The organism is Paenibacillus tritici, assembly GCF_018207515.1.
GTDB classification, from domain to species: domain Bacteria; phylum Bacillota; class Bacilli; order Paenibacillales; family Paenibacillaceae; genus Paenibacillus_AQ; species Paenibacillus_AQ tritici.
Map to the genome: position 1 here is coordinate 6,624,763 of NZ_CP073365.1, position 21,226 is coordinate 6,645,988.

Below are 21,226 nucleotides of genomic sequence, written 5' to 3' on the forward strand. Positions count from 1 at the left end.
TCCTTTCTGAACGGTTCGTACTTGTCATTTCAGCCTGCCTGCCCGGTGGAATTCCACCAGCTCTACTCCCGGAGCCACCTCTTCAATTCCAACAGGAATGAACCCATGCTTGGTATAGAGCGTTACTGCCGGAAGATTCAGCTTCCCCGTAGACACAATAAACTGCTCTATCTCTGCGTAACGGGCGAAGATGAATTCCAGCAGCCTGCCCGCCACACCTTGGCGGAAATGATCAGGGCTAACCATCATCCGGGTAACCGTGAGCTTGCCGGGAGACTCTTCAATTACTGCAATAGCGCCCAGCAGCTCCTCCGTATCATCAAGGCAGCCATAGAAATCCTCTGTAACCCGGCTGAGCATGTCTCTGGTCTCCAGCAGCGGCGGAATGTCACGGAACCCGATCATCTCCGCCTCCAGGCGGTATGCCTTATGCTGAAGGCTCCATAGCTCATCCAGCGTGATCTCATCCTGCAGATTCAACTTCACTATTGTATCCATCCGTACAATCCCCTTATATACTGCACAGGGGCCTGCCGTTGCCGACAAGCCCTGTGCCCAAGATTCTATAATCTATTACCCAATCTAGCTGTTCAGCACTTCTGCAAGCAGTGTGTTCACAAGACCCGGGTTCGCTTTCCCTTTGCTTGCCTTCATAACCTGTCCTACCAGGAAGCCGATCGCTTGTTTCTTGCCGGCCTTGTAATCTTCGACAGATTGCGGATTAGCAGCGACTACTTCCTGTACGATTGTCTTAATCGCACCTTCATCACTGATCTGCACTAGACCCTTTTCTTCAACGATAACTGCAGGCAGCTTGCCGCTCTCCAGCATTTCTTTGAACACGGTTTTGGCAATTTTGCTGCTGATGGTTCCGCCTGCGATCAGGCCGATCATCTCGCCCAGTCCCTGCGGCGTAATCTTCACCTGGGATAATTCCAGATTATTGCTGTTCAAATATCCCAGCAGGTCTCCCATCATCCAGTTGGCGACAGCCTTGGCATCCTGTGTGTAAGCCAGACTGCCTTCAAAGAAGTCGGCAAGCGGCTTGGATGAGGTAAGCACTCCCGCATCATAGGCAGTCAGGCCAAATTCTTCGCTGTAACGGGCCTGCCGGGCATCTGGAAGCTCCGGAATGGTCGCACGGATCTGTTCCTTCCAGGAATCACTGATATGCAGCACGATAAGATCCGGGTCCGGGAAATAACGGTAGTCATGCGCTTCTTCCTTACCGCGCATAGACAAGGTCTTGCCCCCAGCTTCATCCCAGCGGCGGGTCTCCTGCACAACGATCCCGCCGTCATCCAGAATCTCTCCCTGACGGAACTGTTCGTACTCCAGCCCGCGGAGTACCCCGCGGAAGGAGTTCATATTCTTCAGCTCCGCCCGGATCCCGAATTCCTCCTGCCCTTCCGGCCGCAGGCTGATATTGGCGTCACAGCGCATCGAGCCTTCTTCCATCTTCACATCGGATACATCGCAATACTGCATGATGGCGCGGATCTTCTCCAGATAAGCACGCGCCTCCTCAGGCGAACGCAGATCAGGCTCAGAGACAATCTCAATAAGTGGGGTCCCCACCCGGTTGAAGTCAACCAGTGAAGCAAATCCTCCATCCACATGAGTCAGCTTGCCCGCATCTTCCTCCAGATGAAGACGGGTGATGCCGATCCGTTTGGTCTCTCCATTCACTTCAATATCAATCCAGCCGTTCAGGCCGATAGGCTGATCAAATTGCGAAATCTGGTAGGCCTTCGGGGAATCGGGGTAGAAATAGTTTTTGCGGTCGAATTTGCTGACATCGCCAATCGTACAGTTCAGAGCCATTGCGGCTTTCATGGCGTACTCTACAGCCTGCCGATTAAGAACCGGCAATACGCCGGGGTGGCCCAGACAGACCGGACAGGTATGGGTATTAGGCGGAGCGCCGAATTCTGTGGAGCAGCCGCAGAAGATTTTGGACTTGGTATGAAGCTCCACATGAACTTCAAGCCCGATGACCGTTTCATATTTAGACATAGATAATCTCATCCCTTAAAAGTTTTGTGGGCATATACTCAAATTATATAAGAAGCACTAAAGAAATAAACAAAAAGCAAAAGAAACGGAGGGGAAATTTGGAACTGTAGGAGCGGTAGCGACCGCCTTTGTCACCGGATTTCACCCGCGAACAGCGGTTCAAAATCAAGAAATCTGGGGACAACAGCGGCCGGAAGTCCAAATGTTCACCGCAGTGACGATGTAGCTTCAAGTTCAAATCTTAAGTGCATCTTAATATAAAAGCTACATTTGCGGACGGGCCTTGTGATGCTCTGTATGCTGTTCAAAGGCATGCGCAACGCGCAGTACCGTACTCTCGTCAAACTCCTTGCCGATAATCTGCAGGCCGACAGGCAGGCCTTCAGCGAAGCCGCAAGGGATGCTGATGGCAGGAATACCAGCCAGACTGACAGGAATGGTCAGAATATCATTCAGATACATGGTCAGCGGATCTTCGGTCTGTGAGCCCAGCTTAAAGGCTGTCGTAGGCGCAGTCGGGCCGATCACGACATCATATTTCTTGAACACTTCATCAAAATCCTGCTTAATCAAGGTGCGTACCTTCTGCGCCTTCAAATAATAAGCATCATAATATCCGGAGCTGAGCGCATAGGTGCCGAGCATAATCCGGCGTTTGACTTCAGGACCGAAGCCTTGACTGCGGGAGTTATGGTACAGATCCAGCAAACCTCCTCCGTCATCCACACGCGTCCCGTAACGGACACCGTCAAAACGGGCAAGGTTGGATGAAGCCTCGGAAGACGACAGGAGATAATAAGCGGCTACGGCATATTCTGTATGCGGAAGCGAAACCTCTTCCCACACGGCGCCGAGACTCTCCAGCACTTTAAGCGCTGACAGCACGGATTCACGGACCGATGCGTCTACGCCTTCGCCGATGTATTCCTTCGGCACAGCTATACGCAGACCGGAAATATCACCGGTGAGCGAACTCAGATAATCAGGTATGCTGACCTTGGCCGAGGTGGAATCCTGGGCATCATAACCTGCAATCGCCTGCAGTACATACGCTGAATCCTCAACGCTGCGGGTAATCGGACCGATCTGATCCAGGGAGGAGGCAAAAGCTACCAGACCGTAACGGGAGACCAGGCCATAGGTAGGTTTAAGACCGACCACTCCGCAGTAGGAAGCCGGCTGGCGGATCGAACCGCCGGTGTCGGAGCCGAGGGTGAAGAACACTTCTCCGGCCGCAACCGCCGCTGCCGAACCACCGCTCGACCCGCCGGGAACACGTTCCAGATCCCACGGATTACGCACCGCCCCGAAGCTGGAATTCTCATTGGACCCGCCCATGGCGAACTCGTCCATGTTCAGCTTACCCATGGTTACGGCATCGGCCTGGCGCAGCTTGGAGACTACGGTCGCATCATAAATCGGCTGGAAGTTATTAAGGAACTGGCTGGCACAGGTAGTGCGCAGACCTTTGGTCACAATATTATCCTTGATGCCGGCAGGCAATCCGAATAACAGACCACGCGCAGCTCCGGACGCCAGCTTGTCATCAAGCGCACGTGCCTGATCGCGGGCACCCTCTTCATTCAGTGTCAAAAAAGCATGAACCCTGCTGTCACGTTCCGCAATGACGGACAGGGATTCTTCAGTCAGTTCACGGACCGAGACCTCTTTACTGTGCAGCATGTTATGTACTTCAGGTAGTCGATATTGAAACAGGCTCAACTTGCTTCCTCCTCTCAGGGTATGGTTATTCCAGAACAGCGGGAACCTTGAAGTGTCCGTCTTCATGTTCCGGTGCGTTAAGCAGCGCTTCCTCTTGGGTCAGGCTCTCCTTCACCACATCGTCACGCATCACATTGCTGACTTGCAGCACATGGGTGGTCGGCTCTACATTCTCGGTATCCAGCTCATTCAATTTCTCGGCATATTGTAAAATAGCATTCATTTGTTCGGTGAAGGTAGCCTCTTCTTCCGGGCTTAATTGCAGTCGGGCCAGCTTGGCCACATGCTGCACATCTTTGACGGTGATGCTCATAATGAATATCCCTCCTGTTTAAAGGGCTAAAGCGCCCGGATAACGTTTTTAATTATAGGGTAGACGGCCTTACAATTCAATGCGCTTGTCGATGGAGGGAGATATATACAGCAAAAGACCCGCACCTGCTGATTGTGGCAGGAAGCGGGTCTTGAGTGCTTAAGCTTAATCCGGCTAATGATTCATCCGGTAATACAGGTCATTCCAGCGCAGCTCATTCTCAAGTGAAATCATGGTGCTGGAGGTGTCGATGACAAGGCACTCGACCCCTGCCATACGCGCCCAATCCCGGAGCTGTTCACTTGTTGTATGGAAGGAAAAGGCGAAGTGATGTGCACCCCCGGCCAGAATCCACGCTTCCGATGCACGGGTCAAGGACGGCTCCGGCTGCCAGAGGAGCCGCGCTACCGGCAGATGAGGCATTCTATGTTCATTCTGTACGGCATTCACTTCATTGACGATCAGGCGGAACCGGTCGCCCATATCCACCAGGGTAGCATTGATTCCCGTGCCGCTTGCGCCGTTAAATATTAGACGCGCCGGAGCTTCCTTGCCGCCGACAAACAAGGGATGCACTTCAATCCTTGGTCTGTCCGCAGCCAGGGAAGGGCAGATCTCCAGCATATGGGAACCCAGCACCATTTCATTGCCCTTTTGCAGATGATACGTATAATCCTCCATGAAAGAGGTCCCTTGATTACCGGCCATAATCTTCATCATCCGTACCAGCGCGGCCGTCTTCCAGTCTCCCTCACCGCCAAAGCCGTAGCCTGCCGCCATCAGCCGCTGAGCCGCCAGCCCCGGCAATTGCTTCAGTCCATGCAGGTCCTGGAAGCTGGTCACGAACGCTGTATATCCGCCCTCCTCCAAAAATTCGCTCAGCGCAATCTCCATCCGCGCCTGTTCACGAATGGCTTCCCGTTCAGCGCCATCGGTACGTCCCTGATCCGTAAAGTCGTATAATTCGGCGTATTCATCCATCAGCGCATACAGCTTGGCTTCGCTGACACTCCGAACCCGTTCAGCCAGATCGCCGGCCGGATAACCGTTGACCGTCCACCCCAGCTTGATTTGCGCCTCCACCTTATCGCCTTCCGTCACCGCGACATCACGCATATTATCGCCGAACCTGGCGATTCTCATCGTCTGGCTCCCGGTATAGCCCGCCGCCGTCTTCATCCACCCTCCGATTCTTGCCCGCACCTCTTCATCCTTCCAGTGGCCTGCAATAATCTTACGGGCCATGCGCAGGCGGGCGCCGATGAACCCGAACTCACGGTCGCCGTGCGCCGCCTGGTTCAAGTTCATAAACTCCATGTCGATACTGTCCCAGGGAATCTCGACATTGTATTGGGTATGGAGATGGAGCAGCGGCTTGCGCAGCTGGGTTAGCCCCGAGATCCACATTTTGGCCGGAGAGAAGGTGTGCATCCATGTGATCACCCCCGCGCAGGTCCCGCTGGAATTGGCTTCAAGGCACACTCGCAGAATCGCTTCCGGAGCCGTGACCGTTTCGCGGAACTCAATCGGATACGGAAGGCCTCCTTCACGGTTTAGCTCCTCGACCATTCTCCTGGAATTCTCCTCCACCTGCTCACGGACATCCTCTCCGTACAAACCTTGGCTCCCTGTGACAAACCAGAATACATAAGGCTTAGCCTGCAGCATATCAAATTCCTCCGTTTGTTCAACTCGTTTTGAATTTCAATTCAATTTCGTAATGAACGGCTTCTCCAGGCTCCAGCAGCTTCAAAGAATGCGCTCCGCGCTCTTCCGCTCTCCCCCGGGTCCAGCAATTGGACGGCTCGAGTCCCAGCACATGTTCGCCTGCTCCGGGCATTCTCCACTGCACCAGTCTGGGCAGCGTCCGCTGATCCCACTTCAGCTCTGCCGTCAGGCCTCCCGATGAAGAGGATAAGCCGGGTACAGGAAAAGAAGGGCTGCTGATTTGAGCGCAGATGTACGTTTGCCGTTCCAATGGCTCATGGTAGTACACTTGTTCCTTAAAACGAGGATCCGGCGCCTGCCATTCATGTATCCGTGATATCTCCATATCATCATCACGCGGAGCACAGCTGCTCTCCGGCAATACGATCCGGGTATCCTCCGCAAGCAGCGGAAACCCAAAGTTGAAATGATACAGCATCAGATGCGGGGCCGGTGTAAAGCCTGCATTCTCCACGCAATCGTTAAGCAGCAGACTGTTCTCTCCAAGCCTGCTTGTAATGGTGCGGGTCAAACGCAGCTTATGTCCAAAAATGGACGTCTCCTCTATGACTCCCCGCAGGCGTATCTCATATTCATTGCCTTGCCATTCCGCCTGATACGAAGCTTGGCGTGCAGGCGTATGATGGATCTGCCCATGCAATCCATATGCTCCGTATTCGTCCCGGCCGGCCGCACCTGCCTGTGACAATCCGCAAGTCATCAGCAACCCGCCGGAAGCCGTGTGCAGCCAGTGATTCCCCTCATCCCTGAAATAAGCGGCATGGGGATCGCCATTGGCGGCAGACCAGCTAACCGGAATGCCGCAAAATTCAGCCAAAGAGATATCCATTCCCTTGCCGGGATGCACCCAATAGGAGAGGCCAGAGCCGGTCCGCACACGGAACACTTCCTGACCGGCCTCCGGCCCTTCTCTCATTACAAAGGGCTGCACTCCCGCAAGCTGCTCTATTCTCCCAACTCTGGCTTCCAGCTCACGACGGGTCCATTCTCTGCCATAAAGTCTTGCCATACCACCATTCCTCCTGCACCCGGGAAGGAAAGCCTCAGGCTTGTCCGGCACTCCCGAAAATTCTCATCGTACGAACAATATCCTGCTGCACTGCTTCCATAGCCCATCTGGAAAGGTCATGATAATAGCTTTTGTGCTGCTGCGCGCTGTTGGCCGCCAATTTAGCCTGGAGGGTATTGGCCACTTCATGCGCCATATTGGAATAATAGTTAAGCTTGCGGATGCCGCACTGTATGGAGGTGATATAGGCAGCTTCATCCAGTCCAGACCCGCCATGCATCACCAGCGGCAGGCCGGTAAGCTCTTTGATGAGCTTCAACCGCTCAAAATCCAGAACCGGTTCTGTCAGATAGACACCGTGCGCGGTCCCGTAAGCAACGGCGAGCGCATCGACATCGGTATGTGCAATAAAGGTCTGTGCCTCTTGGGGATTGGTGTATACATCGTCCGGATCATATTCTTCGATCTCTTCCTCCGCTCCGCCGCCCTCCGGACGCAGAATCTTGCCAAGCTCGGCTTCTACGGAAACTCCGAGCGCCTTGGCGATTTTGCTGATCTCATTGGTCTGGCGGATATTCTCCTCCAACGGCAGATGCGCACCGTCGAACATCACCGACGAGAAGCCGAGTTGCATCGCCCGGATCAGAATTTCGTGATCCTGGCCGTGGTCCAGGTGTACTGCAACGGGAATCCGCGCTTGCCTCGCAGCCGCCAGTATAATGGGAGCGATCACCTCCAGCGGAACCAGCGGAATATGCACTTCCGCAAAGGACAGAATGACCGGTGAGCGCGCCTCCTCGGCCCCGGCAATGATTCCCCGGATCATCTCCAAATTAATCACATTGTACGCGCCGACGGCATAACGCTTGGCTTCGGCATCCTTCATTAACTCTTTCAGGGTCACTAATGGCATTCTTCAGCATCTCCTATGGGTTCGACATGACGTTATTCACTGCTCGATACAGCCGTTTATATTTGGCGTAATTCTCATCATAGTGCCTGCGGTTCTCCGGGCGGGGATAGAAGGTAGTGCCCACCTTCACCAAACGGCGGGCAGCTTCTGCATAGGAAGGGAACACTCCCAGCGCCACCCCGGCCAGAATAACCGCTCCTAGAATACCCGCCTCTTCGATATCAAGGGCGATGACGGCCCTGTTCATGATGTCCGCCTTGATTTGCAGCCATAAGGCGGACTTGGAACCGCCGCCGCAGGCTTTTAGTTCCCTGATACGCATACCCGCTTGCTCCAGACAATCCAGATTGAGCCTCATCTCATAGGTGACGCCCTCCATCAAGGCTCTGTACAGTTCACCCTTCGTGGTGTTGAAATTCAAGCCCGCGATGACCCCAACCGCAGCCGGATTCATGTAAGGTGTGCCTGAGCCGGCAAAATGCGGCAGTACCAAAATGTCTGTAGGACCTTCTCCGGCGCTCTCGCCCATAATCTCATAGACACTCCGGCCGGACTCATCTGCCGCACATTTCTCTTCATAACCGAACTGGTCCCTATACCACTTCAGCAGGGAGCCGCCGGTGAAATTAAACGCATAGGTGGTATAACTCCCCTGGATATAAGGAACCAGCGCCAGCTTGCTGAGCGCAAGTGCTTGGTCATCGACCTGCATGGTATGGAAGACCGGCGTGATGCACTCTACGGTGCCGATGCCATCTACGGCCGAGCCTTCTTCCGTGACTCCCGCGCCAATAGCAGCGCATACCTGGTCATGTCCGCCGAGCACCAGCTGTAGGTGGGCAGGCAGCCCCAGCGCCTCAGCCGCTGCGGGTGAAATCCGGCCGAGCCGTGATCCAAGCTCCAGCGCCTGGGGAAAGATCCCGCTCCTTAAGCCTGACGCCCGGATAATCTCCTCATCCCACTCAAGCCGGTGAACGTCAAAGGCCATCGTTCTGGATGCCAGCGAATAGTCGATCACGGGTCCTGCACCCAGCTTGTAGAGAATAAATGATCCAAACGGCAGAAAGGTATGAAGCCGCTCATAAATGTCAGGCCGCTCTTCCCGGTACCACATCAATTTGGAGAGGGTGTACATCGGATGGGGATGAAGACCCGTCTTGCCAATGATGTTCTCTTCTCCGATATGCTCCACCAAAACCTCCAGTTGCTCACTTCCCCGCTTGTCAATATACAGCAGGCTGTTTCCAAGCACGCCGCCCCCGCTGTCGAGCAGAACGGCAGCCTCCCCAAAGGAAGAAACGGACAGTCCGGCAAGCATGGCAGGCGGTCGGTCATACTTAATCATTGCGGAACTGATCACAGCTTGAACCGCTTCCCACACCCGCTGCGGACTCAGCTCATAACAGCCGCTTTCCGGCGATTCCATGGGATATTCCCTGTATGCCTGGGCCAGCACCTCACCCGTTGGAGCCATGATCAGACATTTCGTTCCTGTTGACCCGATATCTAGGCCTATGAGATCGACGGCCATGTCCCCGATTCAGCCCCTCTCCCCATCCGGGACGTATTTCATACCGGCTAACCTATAGCGCTCAGAGATTATGTCTTGTTGCTCTATGCTCAGACCGCCTTCTTGGGTCACCTTAATTGTGGCAAAAGGCAGGCTCTCAGAAATCATGGAATAGCTGACTGCATCATCGCATAAAAGCGAGCATCCCCCTGCTTCCGCACCGTACAGAACAGGCTCTATATTAAAAACGGTGTCGTCCCGGACACATAGAACGGGCTCTGCCCAAGGAATTAGCGCGCCCTGTTTGATATACAGAGGAACTTCATCCTCAGCAACCTGGCGGGTGATCCATTGTCCGCCGTTCAGCCACTCTCCGCTCAATCGTTCGTACCAGCGGCCTTGAGGCAGGTAGAGCTTACGTGTGTCACCGTTACCATAGACAACAGGAGCAGCCATAAGATCCTCTCCAACCATGAACTGGTCGAAGCAATCCAGCACCTCAGAGTCACCCGGGTAATCCATCACTAAGGGACGTATAGGCGGTACCCCCTGCTGGCGATATCTGCCAAATGCGGCATACAGGTAAGGAATCAGACTCATTCGGATTTGCAGAAGATTTCTGCATTGCTGCGCCAGTTGCGGCCAATCCTCCAGCCATTCACCGGCATGGTTCTTGTCATGATCGAATTGCTTCCATGGCGGCGAAGGAATCATATAACAGTTAAGCACCGCCAGAGGCGAGAAAATCACAGCGCCAATCCGGCGCAGCAGCTCTTCCCTCGTTGCTGTCTGGCGGACCTCCGGCGACCAGAGCAGACCTGAGAAGGACGCTGTGGCCAGCCCCCGTACGAAGTCTTCATGGTCGTAGAGGTCGCTGTACAGTACATAGGGATAGGGCGCCGCGAGCGCATGGGAAGCGCGCACCTGTCCATAGGTCCGGCGATCCGCTGCCTTGAACGGGGCGAGCATCGTTTGCTGATAGAGCTGGCCGAACAAGCTGTGCATCTGCTCCCCGTCCGCCCCTCCCGGAAAACGGGCGAAATCGGGAAAACCCCAGTTGCCGATATAATCGCCGTTATCGCATTCATCCAGCTTGAAGCCTGACAACCCCGCCTCAATGAAGGGCTGATGGATGTCCGTGAAGGCTTTCCGGGCCTCAGCTTGGGTGAAATCCGGCACCAGACCGTCCCATACATAGCTGTCGGCCGAATAAGGCTTCAGCTCCGGGAAGACAGGACTATCAGGATGCACATAAGCATGTTCCCACAGATTTAGCCGGTACCCCATATCATTCAGATCCTGGATCAGCCTTGTTTCATCCGGAAATCTGTTGCTGTCCCACACATAAGTACAGGAGTAGGCGTTCGTCTGCCAGCCGGGCTCCAGACCAAACATGTCGCAGGGCATCTCATCTTCCCTGATTTGCCGGGCTAACTGCAGGACATCTTCCTGATCCGCATGCCAGTCGGCGCGGTACATCACACCCAATCCCCACATCGGAGGTAACGCCCCGCCGCCGCTGAACAGATTATAGCGGCTGACCGCGTCCTTCATATCCCCGCCGCAAAACACATAAATATCTACTCCTTGCGCCGCAGGGATATCCACCAGCATATTGCCGCTTCCCTTTTTCACTTCCCAGTGCCCCTTCTCGGTGCCTGCCGATTCGAAGCCTTCCAGATCCTGCCTGCTGCCAACTCTCTTGCACCCTCCGCTGAAAAAGGTCGCGTACCGGGCCGTATCCACCAGAATGGCATAACCGGCAGTACTTACATAAAAGGGAACCGGTGCATGGGAGTCACCCAGATCCGCCGACGGGTCGGAATTCGTACGTAGCTTCTTCTTGCTGCCGCTCTGTCTGAACGATTTAAGCTGTAAGCCCAAACCGTATACTTCCTCTTCCGGCTCCAAGGGAATCTCCAGCAATACGGAGCCCTGGCGCGGTTGAAAATGAATGTCCTCCCTTAGAAAGGGAAGCGGATGATCTTCAAGCGCATTCAGCGCTTCGAGACATGTGACAGGCTTCAATACCGATACCGGTGTAAATTCTTCGGGTGTTCCGAAGGTCAGCTTAAAGATTCCACTGGCAATTTTCTGCATAATCCATTTCTCCTACTGTAAATAGTTTTTGGAACTATCCCTTCACGCTTCCCAGGACGAGACCAGACACGAAATAACGCTGTAAAAAAGGGTAGACGCACAAGATGGGCAACGTGGCCAGAATGATCTGCGCGCTCTTGGTCGTGCGCGGTGAGATGCTGGCCAGGAGTGCGGCGTCCTCAGACCTCACATTGCTGAAATCGAAGCTGACAATAATAGAGCGTAAATAGGTGGCGAGCGGATAGTTCTCGGTCTGGTTCATGAAGATCATTCCGTCAAACCAGCTATTCCAATGCCCTACCATAGCCAGCAGCAGGATGGTCGCAAAAGCAGGCAACGACAGCGGGAAATATAACCGCCACAGGATGGTCCAGTGTCCGGCTCCATCTATGCGGAAGGACTCATCCAGTTCCCGGGGCAGTCCTCTGAAGAAATTGATCATCAGAACGATGTTGAAGACCGCCAGGGCTGTCGGCAGAACCAGTACCATCATGGTATCCAGCATGTGGAGGGATTTCACCTGCATGTACAGGGGGACGATGCCTCCACTGAACAGGATGGTGAACATGAAAAACCATACATAAAACGTCCGCATGCTGAAATCCCTGTTCTCCCTGGAAAGGGGATAAGCTGAAATGAAGGTAACCAGCATCTGCAGGGCGCTGCCCACAAGCACACGGATCACAGCCACGCCCAAGGATCTTAGAAATTCCGGACGGGTAGCGATAAATTTATAAGCGTCCAGTGAAAAGTCCGACGGAAAAAACCGCACCTTCCCCATCGCCACCGCCGAGGCGGAGCTGAAGGAAATGGCTAACGTATTGACAATCGGCGCAATGCAGAGGATTCCCAAGAGAATGAGAAACACTTTGTTGAATACTGCGAACACGGTGCTGCCGTTCAAACGGTATTTCACCCTTGCTCCCCCTTTCAAAAAATGCGGTAATCGGCAAACTTATAGGCCATATAATAGGAGACTGAAATAAGTACTCCGGATACCAGCGATTTAAACAGTCCTACAGCTGTTGCTACGCTGTACTGCGCCTGATTAAAGGCCAGCCGGTAGACCAGCGTATCCAGGATATCGCCGGAATCGACCACCAGCGGATTGAGCAGCATGAATACCTGTTCGAACCCGGCATTCAGCACATTGCCCAGACTGAGAGTAGCCAGAAGAATGATCGTAGGACGAATGCCGGGCAGCGTAACATGCCAGATCTGCCGCCAGCGGCTGGCTCCGTCAATCATGGCTGCCTCATATAAATCCGGATTGATGGAGGTTAGCGCAGCCATATAGATAATCGTATTGAAGCCAAAGTTCTTCCACACTTCAGTAGTGACCAGTACACCGGGGAACAGACGGTTGCTGGACAGGAAGCCCACCGGCTCTCCGCCAAAGGCCTGGATGAGGCTGTTAATCACCCCCTCCAGACTGAGGACATCCAGAATGATGCCGCCGAGCACCACCCAGGACAGGAAATAAGGCAGGTACATCGCAGTTTGCAGCACCCGTTTCAGCTTCTGGCCGTGCATTTCGTTCAGCAGCAGCGCAACAACGATAGGTACAATCAATGAAAATACAATTTTCAAAATCGAGATATAGATCGTGTTATACATGACTTGCCCGAAGCGGGGCATGGAAATAATATATTGGAAATTGTCCATCCCGACCCATGGACCCGCAAGCCAGCCCTTGAACACGCTAAAGTTCTGGAAGGCCATCACAATCCCCATCATCGGGATATAGCAGAATAGAACAGCCAGTATAATTCCCGGTATCAAAAACAAATGGTACGGTAATTCATGTCTGAAGCGGCTCTTCAGGTGCAAAGCTCTCACAATAGGCTACCCCTTTCATCACAAGCTGGCGTTGATCTCGTCCAGAATCTGCTGGCCGCCCAGCTTGTGCCACTCGGATACGAAGGTATCGAAGGCGTCAATAGGCTCCGCACCCATGATGATCTTCGTGAAAATTTCACGTTCATAATCGCCCAGGATGCCCATTTTGTTCAGCATCGTTTCCGTGGTGCCTCCATAAGCCTGGGGAATCAGATGATCCGTGCCATAGCCCTCCACAATCGCTTTGAAGGCTTTGACCTGGTGATATTCCATATAGCCGGTCCCCTTGCCGTCCAGATAAGCTACGCTCGGTTCGTATTTCCCCGTCTCGGTCAGAGCCTGATCCAGCTTGCTGGGATCGCGCTTCTCGATGGCTTCGATCAGGTATTCCAAAGATTTCACGGTAGCATCATCGGTCGTAAGGGTCCGGGCCAGGGACAAGTGCCCCTGTTCCACAATGGTCTGCCCTTTTTCGAAAGCAAAGAATTTCTTGACCTCGGGATCATTCCGGTTCGGACCGTAAGCCATCTCGTTGTAATCATTCAATAATTGGACGAGAATTTCGGGATGCTTATAGTCTTTGTTCACCGCATAGTAACTCACCACGGTTGTGCCTACATTGGCAAATACATCCTCGCCGTCGGCGCTTGGAGCCGCCAGTGGAGTCCAGACCATATCCGGCTGGCCCTCCAGGCCCGTACCGTACATGTATACGTTCCAGCAGCGTCCATAGCTGATGCCGTATTTGCCGCCGCTGACCTCCTCCGTTACCTTCGTCGTATCCTTCATGCCAAACTCAGGATCAATCAGGCCGGCCTGATACATTTCTCTGAGCTTAGCCAAGGCATTCTTCATTTCAGGCTGCACGCTGCCGTAGGTGATCTTGCCGTCATCTCCTTTGAGCCAGCTCTGCGGATAGGCATGGTAGCCGTTGAAGAATCCGGTGGTGGAGGTAATCCCGTCGAATAGCCAGTTGCTGAATGCCAGCCCGCCGGTGTCGTCGATGCCGTTGCCGTCCGGGTCCTTTTCTTTGAAGGCCTTGGCCACCGCTATCACATCGTCGATGGTCTTCGGCACAGGCAGGTTCAGCTTATCCAGCCAGTCCTGACGCACCCACAGCAGACTAGGTTCATAGATGACCGAGGTCGTGTAAGGCAAAGCCATGAGCTTGCCGTCAAAGGTAGCCGAATCCATCGCAAGGCCGCCGTCACCGGTGAGAATCTCCTTCGTCAAATCAGAAGCATGCTCTTCGAAAACATCGGTGAGATCCGCTGTCATACCGGCCTTCACCATGGTCTCCAGCTGATTGGTGGAGGCTTCGATGACGATATCCGGAATTGATCCCGAGGCAATGACGATGTTCAGCTTCTCATTGTATTCATTCTGCAGAGCTGTCCATTCGTGTATGACGTTCAGATTGAACTTGTCAGCATAATGCCGGTACCAGATGTTGTTCGCAAAATCATCCCCTGCGGGATATCCCCAGGTGGGCAGGGAATAACGGCCTACCCGCAGGTCAATGGGTTGCTTCGGATCGGCACTGGAGCTGGCAGTGTCTTTGGTATTGGTATTGGATGGTGAGCTGCAGGCTGTCAGGGCCAAAAGAACGGTACTAATAGATAAAGCGGCAATTTTTCTCATGATTTTGCTTCCCCCTCATATTCGGTTTCTGCATGATCTCTTTATTGCACAATCAGAGCCGGCTGGCCCCAGAAGGCCCTGTCATATCCGTAGTCGCCCAACGAATCAGTGATCAGGGTGATGATGACCGAAGTTCCGGCATATTCGGCCAGCGGGATACTGAACGGCGTCCAGGCCCCACCCGGCATGATATCCTGCGACCACTTTACCGTTCCGTTCACCGCTATGCGGAAGCCGGCGCCCTGGGAGTCCTCCGATCCGTCCTTAATGCCGGCGAATCCCTGCAGGACAGCCTGCGTGTCAGCGGGCAAATTCAAGGCATATTCAATATGCGTCTGCCCGTGCTGCGGCGGGTGGGCATCCAGCCCCTGCTTCTCAACGCCGAGTACAGAGCCGCTTCCCGGGAATCCGCCGAACGGAGACTGGGCTTGCCCTTCGCTTCCGTCCTCGAACACCAGGCTCGAATGATATGGAGCTCCGGGTAACGATAACGGCAGCTGCACAGGAGCAGACACGTTGTGAATCAGATACACCGTACCCGAGGCAGGTGCTGTAATTTCGTAGTGATTGTTACCTAGACTTACAGACGAGGCTGCTCCGTAGCTGGATTGCACCACAGTTAAGGGCAGCGGGCTGTTCACCTTGAAGTTTACACTGCGGTTGCCGCCGTAAGTTGCGACGGCTACTGTGGGCGCCACCCATACGGCAGAATCATTGTCCACCGTCACACCGGGATGCGTCTCCAGCCGGAGGGTCACTTCTTTGCCTGCTAATTCCGACAAATCCAGCTCCATGGCTGTGGGTGAGGCGCTTCTGCTGAACTGCTCTTCACTCAGCACCGTACGGTCCCCAGGCGCTTCTGCCTTATCCCAAGCGGATACCTTGAAGGTGACACCGTCACTGCTCGCAACATTCTGCTCGGAGCCCAGCTGCACACCGGCTTGAAAGCTCGCTGCCGCTGCTGCGGGCAGACTGATATCAAATTCCAGCCAGGTATGCCCGCCCTGCCACTGTCCTGCGTAAGGCGGATGGGCCAGGATCCGGTCGCCCCAGTGCTGCACAGTTCCTCCTCCGGGGAAGGAGTAGGAGAATCCGCCCGTGGTAGGGAACGGGGCAGCGGTTGTATGGACGGTACCGTCTCCCAGAACCTCTCCTGCTCTAACCGGTCCCTCGTAATTCAGCAGATCTATATCCCCGGACTGAAGCTTGTCGTCCATAACGATGGTGGTGTGGGTGGACCGGCTGGACAGCCGTTTTAGCGCCACATCCTCCGGCCACTCATAGACATGGAATCCCTCGGGATCTCGGACCTGGTTCAAATACAGATACGTTTTGTCCGGGTCCAGCCCGAACAGCTTCTGTTCGTCATAGAGCAGCCACCCCGGAATGCTTCCCGGCAACGGATAGGTCTCTGCCCCGTACAAATAACGCATGATGTCGGTGCCCCCGCCGGAAGGGTTCCCGTCGTAGGCGGTCAGCTTCTCGCCATAGGAATCGCGTACATATTTGGCACTGCCGCCGTTTGCTGTCCTGAAAGCAAACAGAGTGGGATCTGACATATTGCTGAAATCGGCTGTAGGCTGTGCGCTCTGGTACCAGCCCGCTTCATCCAGCAATTGTTCCATCAGCGGGGTAGGATTGGCGATCTGGCCCAGATTAGGTCTTGTGAGCATGGGAATGGCCCCGAGCCGGTTCTGAACGACCTTATGCCAGGCCATGAAATAATCCTCCGTGATCGGGTTCGCATGATCTGGATGACCGTAAATAGTCGTATACGGGGCAAAAATCGCTGAGCTGGCCGGAACCACCTGATTGATTTTGCTGTCATCCCATGTTCCGCTCGCGGAGAAGATGCCATAGGCATGGCGCTGCGCAAAGGACTCATACCGTGTCGTGATTTCGTTCAGGCTCTCCCCGCCCAAGGCGATATCCGGCAGCGCTTCTCTAAGCTCGCGGTGCAGGGCGATATTGCCTTGCATCATGTTGTTGCCGTCAATCAGGCCGTTGGCATCGTTATACATGAGCAGCGACTGGTCCAGGTGCAGCGCGTCCGGTCCGACCTCATTCACCAGAGCAGTCATCTTGTTAACGAAGAGTTCCCGCCATGCCTCCGCCGCCGGATTAATAACGGCAAATGAAATCTGTTCCGATCCTGCTGTATACTCCCAGCGCTTCCGCTCCAGCGTGAACGGATCCTTCACCTGATAGGGCTGCATCTGTGTATAATTCTCGTTGTTAAATGATGTTCCGAATATATTGACATACAGCATCACGCGGAATCCCAGCGCCTGGGCAGCGTCGATCCTGGCTGCGATATCCGGCTTAGGCTCATAATTGGGAAAATTCACATCATAGGGGTCCGCTCTCCAGCCGGGAACAACCAGCAGCGTCCGCTCCGCATCTACCCGCTGTGCAAGCTCCTCCAGCATCGGCTGGTCTTCCAGATCGGTCAGTACCGTGAATCCGATATCCTTGGCCCAATCCGGTGCCTTCGCGGAAGATTCAGCTAACCCGAAGGCGCCATCTGCCCACTCCCGGTACATCGCCGATCCTTTTGCCCAGTCACCGGCGTAGGCTTTAAGCCGCCAATCCGTGGAGACCGACTTGGTCGTTTGCTGAAACGGAGCGGGCGATTGCGTCTCTATTCCAACATAGAAGCTGCCGTTTTCATGCTTCACATGTAATGTTTTGAAGAAATCGGCATTGTCATCCGCATGAACCAGCAATCCGCCCTCTGCCCCCTGCACAAGAAACATCTGCGCCTCCCAGACATCGGGATAGGTGAACTGGGAGAAGCCATAGGCGGCGTCCGGTGATTCGGCAGTAAGCCGGATCCCGCCCAGTGCAGGAATAATCAGATCATACGTATCGGGGATAATGAATCCCCATTGCACGCCTGATATGCCTGGCTGCTCTGTCTGCGCATGCTGGCTGACGGTCAAGGAACCGTCATATTTACGGGCCACCGTCGTCTCCAGCTCAGCCAGCGAAGTGCCCGACCCCCAGGTATGTTCATAGGTGACATGCCCTCTCTTCGCTGAAACGGTGGAAGCTGCCGTATCATTCCACAGATTGTTCTGCGCCAGATGGCGGATACCGGTCAGCTTGCCTTCGTTGCCGCGGGCCAGATTTATCGTTCCATAGGTGAAGTCGATGGCGGCCGTGCCGGAATCAATCGTCACCTTCACATTAGCTGTATCTGCAAAACTAAGACCCGGCAGACTGCCACACCAAAGGATACACACCACACATACCATCACTGTTCTTCTGACAACATTGATCATTACCTATCCCCTCTCTTCATCCGGAATGGAATGGACCTACATTGCAAACTGCCTGAACATGAATTCCGCACTACCCTCACTCACGAATAGCCCCGTCCCTCCCTGCTGGAAATCATACAGCCGTGTGCTTAACGCAAGCTCCTCGTTCACATAGACTACGCATACCCGATCTTCCAGATATATGCTTAACGAGCAGGCGGTTCCGGGCAGCAATTGCAGCGGCCGCTCCATGCCGACGGCGTAGGGGACATCTCCCTTCCTCGGCCACTGGTCAACAACAATCCGGTTACGGCCCGGCTCCAGCCGGATCATATACCCCTGCCCGAAGTCCTGATCGGTCCGCAGTACAATGCCGCAGCCCCGGGTACCGGGAGCGAACGTTATCGTCGCCTCCAGCTTGCAGGCGCCGTCCGGTAATGGCCCCGCATAGGCACCGGCGAAGGAATCGGTTGCCGTAACAGCGGCCGTGCTGCCGCTGAACTTCCAGCGTCCGAGCACTTCGGTGAAGGATAAAGCGCTTTCCTGATTAAACGCAGCATTCAGGGTATCCGGCACTTTTACAAGCAGCGCACCATCCGTGCCCTGTACGACTTCATGCACAACCAGATGTCCGCCCCATTGCCAGGTGCCCCCGTCATGCTCGCCTTCCCGCGTCGGATTCCATCCGAATGCATAACGCCGCTCACCGTCAGTCCAGGTCTTGGCGGCATAAAATGCCCGGGTATCAAGTGCATCGTTCTCGGGCGCCAGCCAAGGCCCCTGCAGCGAGCGGCTCATCCGGTAATGCGTGACCGTACGGTCCGAGAATGTCGAGTACAGAAGGTACCACCAGTCCCCCATCCGGAACAGGTCCGGGCATTCGTGAGTCGTATACAAGTAGGGAGCCCAGAACGGATCGCGTACCTCCCAGCTGGTCAAATCCTTGGAGGCGCATAGGGCAACGCAGCCGCGGCGACCGGCGGGGCCCTTCTTCAACCGGGCGGCAAGGAGCATCCAATATTCCCCCGCCTCCTCGTTCCAGAACACAAACGGATCACGCCAGTCATGCTCCTCGTAGGCGTCCGTTGGTGCGTAGAAGGCATCCTCCGGCCGTTTTTCCCAATGTACAAAATCGCTGCTGACCGCATGCATCACTGCCTGCTGCGCCTTGCCCTCTGCCGGATAATGAAAATTGTTGCCGGTATAGAAAATATGATACAGTCCGTCTTTCTTCAGCACGCATCCCGTATAGATATACAGATCCTGCTCGGATACCTCGCCCCTCGGCAGAACCTCTCCGTATTCCTTGTAGTGAATGAAATCCCGGGTCCCCAGCAGAAACCAGGGCGTGCCTTCACCGTGTCCTTCCCTGTCGCGCCAATCTTTCAGATACAGCAGCTTGAACTCGCCGTCTTCATAGAACGGGATAACGTCGGCCAGCCAGCCGTCTTCAGGCTTGTAGAATAATTTGCTCATGCTGCTCGTTCACTCTCCTCCATACGGTTCATTAATTTCTTCCAGGATCGCTTTACCGCCAAGCCGGTTCCAATCCGTTACGAATCTATCGAATTCATCAATGGAAACCGCCCCCATAATAATTTTGGTGAAGGTTTCTTTCTCGAGTCTGTCCAGCATGGCCCACTTCTCGGTCATCGTAGGGGTCTGTCCGCCGAAGGCAGTCATCAGCAGCCGGTCGCCGCTATAGTGGTCCATGGTCGTCTCGAACCCGAAGTATTGATGGGCAACGGCCCAATTGTCCATATTCCCGGTTGTCAGGTAATCAAGGGTCGGCCCGTATTTGTCGGTTTCGGTGAGCGCATCCTTCAGCAGGCTTCCATCCTCGTTCCTGATGGCCTCGCGCAGTAACGACAACGACTCTGCCACATCCTCATTGGATACACCGGATTGGACAAAGGACAGCCTGGAGGTGTTGATCCGTCCGCCGGCTTCTTCCACAGTAATGAATTCGCCTTCGCCGCGTCTGGAGCCGTGAACTACCTCTTCGTGCAGGTTCAGCATTTTCACTACAGCCTCCGGGTGCTGATAGCCTTTGCGCACTACGACATATCCGCTGGCCGAGAAGCCTACGCTGGCCTTGGCCGGCACGCCATCCACTGAAGGTACTGCATACGGCTTCCACTCCATTCCGGGGTTTTGCCGTACCGCATCCAGGAATACATAGGGATTCCAGTTAGCGCCGAACGTCATGCCGAGCTTGTTCGCGGCGATATCCTCCACCACCTGGTCGCTGTCCTTGACACCGAATTCCCGGTCCAGCTGTCCGCTCCTGTACATCTCCTGAAGCTTGCCCAGCGCACGCTTCATCTCCGGCTGAATGGAACCGTACATTACTTGACCGTTCCCGTCCTTGATCCAGGTCTGCGGATAAGCGTGATACGCATTGAAGAATCCGGTAACCGAAGCAATGCCGCCATACAGGTAATTATTGATGGCCAGGCCAAAGGTATCCTGCCGGTTGTTGCCGTCGGGATCTTGCCCCGTAAATGCATCAGCAATCGCAAACACCTCCTCCAGCGTTTTGGGCTCAGGCAGACCCAATTTGTCCAGCCAGTCCGTACGCACCCACAGCAGATTGGCTTCGTAGATCGGAGCATTGACGATGGGAATGGCCAGCAGTTTGCCGTTGAACGTGGCGGAAGCCAAGGCCGCACCGCCGTCTCCCATCTGCAGTTTTTTGGTGCGGCCAGAAGCGTAACGCTCATAGACCGCCGTCAGATCTTCCAATTGATCCGCATCCGCCAGCTGTTTGAGCTGGCCTGCTGAGACGGAGAACATCTCCGGCAGACTGCCCAATGCGATCAGGACATTCAGCTTGCGGCTGTACTCGCCCGGCAGGGCGGTCCAATCGTGTTCAATTTCGATGCCCAGCAGGCTGCGGTATTCCCGGTACCAGATATTATCTTCAATGCTGTCACCGCCGGGATACGTCCAGGTCTGATCGACCGGACGAGCGATATGAAGCTGAATCGGCGGATCGTATTTTCCAAACGGGTAGACTTCATGTTCCGCAGAGTTCAGAATTCTGCCCGTTCCGGGACTGCTCGCGCTCAGCAGCAGCGACAGAACGATTCCGTAAGACGTCAAGACTGCCAATCTCTTTCCCTTCACTTCTTATCCCCCTTCAATCTTGGAGGAGCTTCGTGAAAGTTCG

The 21,226-nt window shown here is 54.6% G+C and carries 15 protein-coding genes; all 15 read right to left on the minus strand.

Features of this window, described 5'->3' with window-relative positions; genetic code table 11:
* Window positions 1-24: 24 nt before the first annotated feature.
* Window positions 25-498, minus strand: a complete 474-nt coding sequence (locus KDC22_RS28455; protein ID WP_173139640.1) for a GNAT family N-acetyltransferase — start codon at window positions 496-498, stop codon at window positions 25-27.
* An 84-nt stretch (window positions 499-582) separates the two neighbouring features.
* Window positions 583-2,028, minus strand: a complete 1,446-nt coding sequence (gene gatB, locus KDC22_RS28460; protein ID WP_173139642.1) for an Asp-tRNA(Asn)/Glu-tRNA(Gln) amidotransferase subunit GatB — start codon at window positions 2,026-2,028, stop codon at window positions 583-585.
* A 252-nt stretch (window positions 2,029-2,280) separates the two neighbouring features.
* Window positions 2,281-3,738, minus strand: a complete 1,458-nt coding sequence (gene gatA, locus KDC22_RS28465) for an Asp-tRNA(Asn)/Glu-tRNA(Gln) amidotransferase subunit GatA (RefSeq protein ID WP_211721136.1) — start codon at window positions 3,736-3,738, stop codon at window positions 2,281-2,283.
* 25 nt (window positions 3,739-3,763) lie between these two features.
* The gene (gatC, locus tag KDC22_RS28470; protein WP_036726209.1) at window positions 3,764-4,051 is read right to left on the minus strand and encodes an Asp-tRNA(Asn)/Glu-tRNA(Gln) amidotransferase subunit GatC; all 288 of its coding nucleotides are present in this window, start codon (window positions 4,049-4,051) and stop codon (window positions 3,764-3,766) included.
* 174 nt (window positions 4,052-4,225) lie between these two features.
* The gene (gene araA, locus KDC22_RS28475; RefSeq protein WP_211721137.1) at window positions 4,226-5,719 is read right to left on the minus strand and encodes an L-arabinose isomerase; all 1,494 of its coding nucleotides are present in this window, start codon (window positions 5,717-5,719) and stop codon (window positions 4,226-4,228) included.
* A gap of 19 nt (window positions 5,720-5,738) precedes the next feature.
* Entirely contained in the window at window positions 5,739-6,788 is a 1,050-nt protein-coding gene (locus KDC22_RS28480) for an aldose 1-epimerase family protein (protein WP_211721138.1), read from the minus strand.
* Window positions 6,789-6,822: 34 nt separating this feature from the next.
* Complete coding sequence (locus KDC22_RS28485) at window positions 6,823-7,701, minus strand: class II fructose-bisphosphate aldolase (protein ID WP_211721139.1); 879 nt, start codon at window positions 7,699-7,701, stop codon at window positions 6,823-6,825.
* Window positions 7,702-7,714: 13 nt separating this feature from the next.
* Window positions 7,715-9,232, minus strand: coding sequence for an FGGY-family carbohydrate kinase (locus KDC22_RS28490; RefSeq protein WP_211721140.1), 1,518 nt, complete (start codon window positions 9,230-9,232; stop codon window positions 7,715-7,717).
* A 9-nt stretch (window positions 9,233-9,241) separates the two neighbouring features.
* The gene (locus KDC22_RS28495; protein ID WP_211721141.1) at window positions 9,242-11,311 is read right to left on the minus strand and encodes a TIM-barrel domain-containing protein; all 2,070 of its coding nucleotides are present in this window, start codon (window positions 11,309-11,311) and stop codon (window positions 9,242-9,244) included.
* Window positions 11,312-11,345: 34 nt separating this feature from the next.
* On the minus strand, window positions 11,346-12,227 hold the full coding sequence (locus tag KDC22_RS28500; RefSeq protein WP_042139988.1) for a carbohydrate ABC transporter permease: 882 nt from the start codon (window positions 12,225-12,227) through the stop codon (window positions 11,346-11,348).
* Window positions 12,228-12,241: 14 nt separating this feature from the next.
* Window positions 12,242-13,150, minus strand: a complete 909-nt coding sequence (locus KDC22_RS28505) for an ABC transporter permease (protein ID WP_246553069.1) — start codon at window positions 13,148-13,150, stop codon at window positions 12,242-12,244.
* A gap of 18 nt (window positions 13,151-13,168) precedes the next feature.
* Window positions 13,169-14,791, minus strand: coding sequence for an extracellular solute-binding protein (locus tag KDC22_RS28510; protein ID WP_042139989.1), 1,623 nt, complete (start codon window positions 14,789-14,791; stop codon window positions 13,169-13,171).
* Between the two features lie 41 nt (window positions 14,792-14,832).
* Window positions 14,833-18,075: a DUF6259 domain-containing protein gene (locus KDC22_RS28515; RefSeq protein WP_211721142.1), complete on the minus strand. Its 3,243-nt coding sequence runs from the start codon at window positions 18,073-18,075 to the stop codon at window positions 14,833-14,835.
* Between the two features lie 36 nt (window positions 18,076-18,111).
* Window positions 18,112-19,530, minus strand: coding sequence for a family 43 glycosylhydrolase (locus KDC22_RS28520; protein ID WP_211721143.1), 1,419 nt, complete (start codon window positions 19,528-19,530; stop codon window positions 18,112-18,114).
* A gap of 9 nt (window positions 19,531-19,539) precedes the next feature.
* Window positions 19,540-21,183 carry an extracellular solute-binding protein gene (locus KDC22_RS28525; RefSeq protein ID WP_211721144.1) on the minus strand — a complete coding sequence of 548 codons (1,644 nt, stop codon included), beginning with the start codon at window positions 21,181-21,183 and terminating at the stop codon, window positions 19,540-19,542.
* Window positions 21,184-21,226 lie beyond the last annotated feature (43 nt).

Bases quoted from the DNA above. Each gene is read 5' to 3' on its own strand.
- KDC22_RS28455 (WP_173139640.1), bottom strand. From the start codon at position 498: ATGGATACAATAGTGAAGTTGAATCTGCAGGATGAGATCACGCTGGAT.
- gatB (WP_173139642.1), bottom strand. From the start codon at position 2,028: ATGAGATTATCTATGTCTAAATATGAAACGGTCATCGGGCTTGAAGTT.
- gatC (WP_036726209.1), bottom strand. From the start codon at position 4,051: ATGAGCATCACCGTCAAAGATGTGCAGCATGTGGCCAAGCTGGCCCGA.
- araA (WP_211721137.1), bottom strand. From the start codon at position 5,719: ATGCTGCAGGCTAAGCCTTATGTATTCTGGTTTGTCACAGGGAGCCAA.
- KDC22_RS28480 (WP_211721138.1), bottom strand. From the start codon at position 6,788: ATGGCAAGACTTTATGGCAGAGAATGGACCCGTCGTGAGCTGGAAGCC.
- KDC22_RS28485 (WP_211721139.1), bottom strand. From the start codon at position 7,701: ATGCCATTAGTGACCCTGAAAGAGTTAATGAAGGATGCCGAAGCCAAG.
- KDC22_RS28490 (WP_211721140.1), bottom strand. From the start codon at position 9,232: ATGGCCGTCGATCTCATAGGCCTAGATATCGGGTCAACAGGAACGAAA.
- KDC22_RS28495 (WP_211721141.1), bottom strand. From the start codon at position 11,311: ATGCAGAAAATTGCCAGTGGAATCTTTAAGCTGACCTTCGGAACACCC.
- KDC22_RS28510 (WP_042139989.1), bottom strand. From the start codon at position 14,791: ATGAGAAAAATTGCCGCTTTATCTATTAGTACCGTTCTTTTGGCCCTG.
- KDC22_RS28515 (WP_211721142.1), bottom strand. From the start codon at position 18,075: ATGATCAATGTTGTCAGAAGAACAGTGATGGTATGTGTGGTGTGTATC.
- KDC22_RS28520 (WP_211721143.1), bottom strand. From the start codon at position 19,530: ATGAGCAAATTATTCTACAAGCCTGAAGACGGCTGGCTGGCCGACGTT.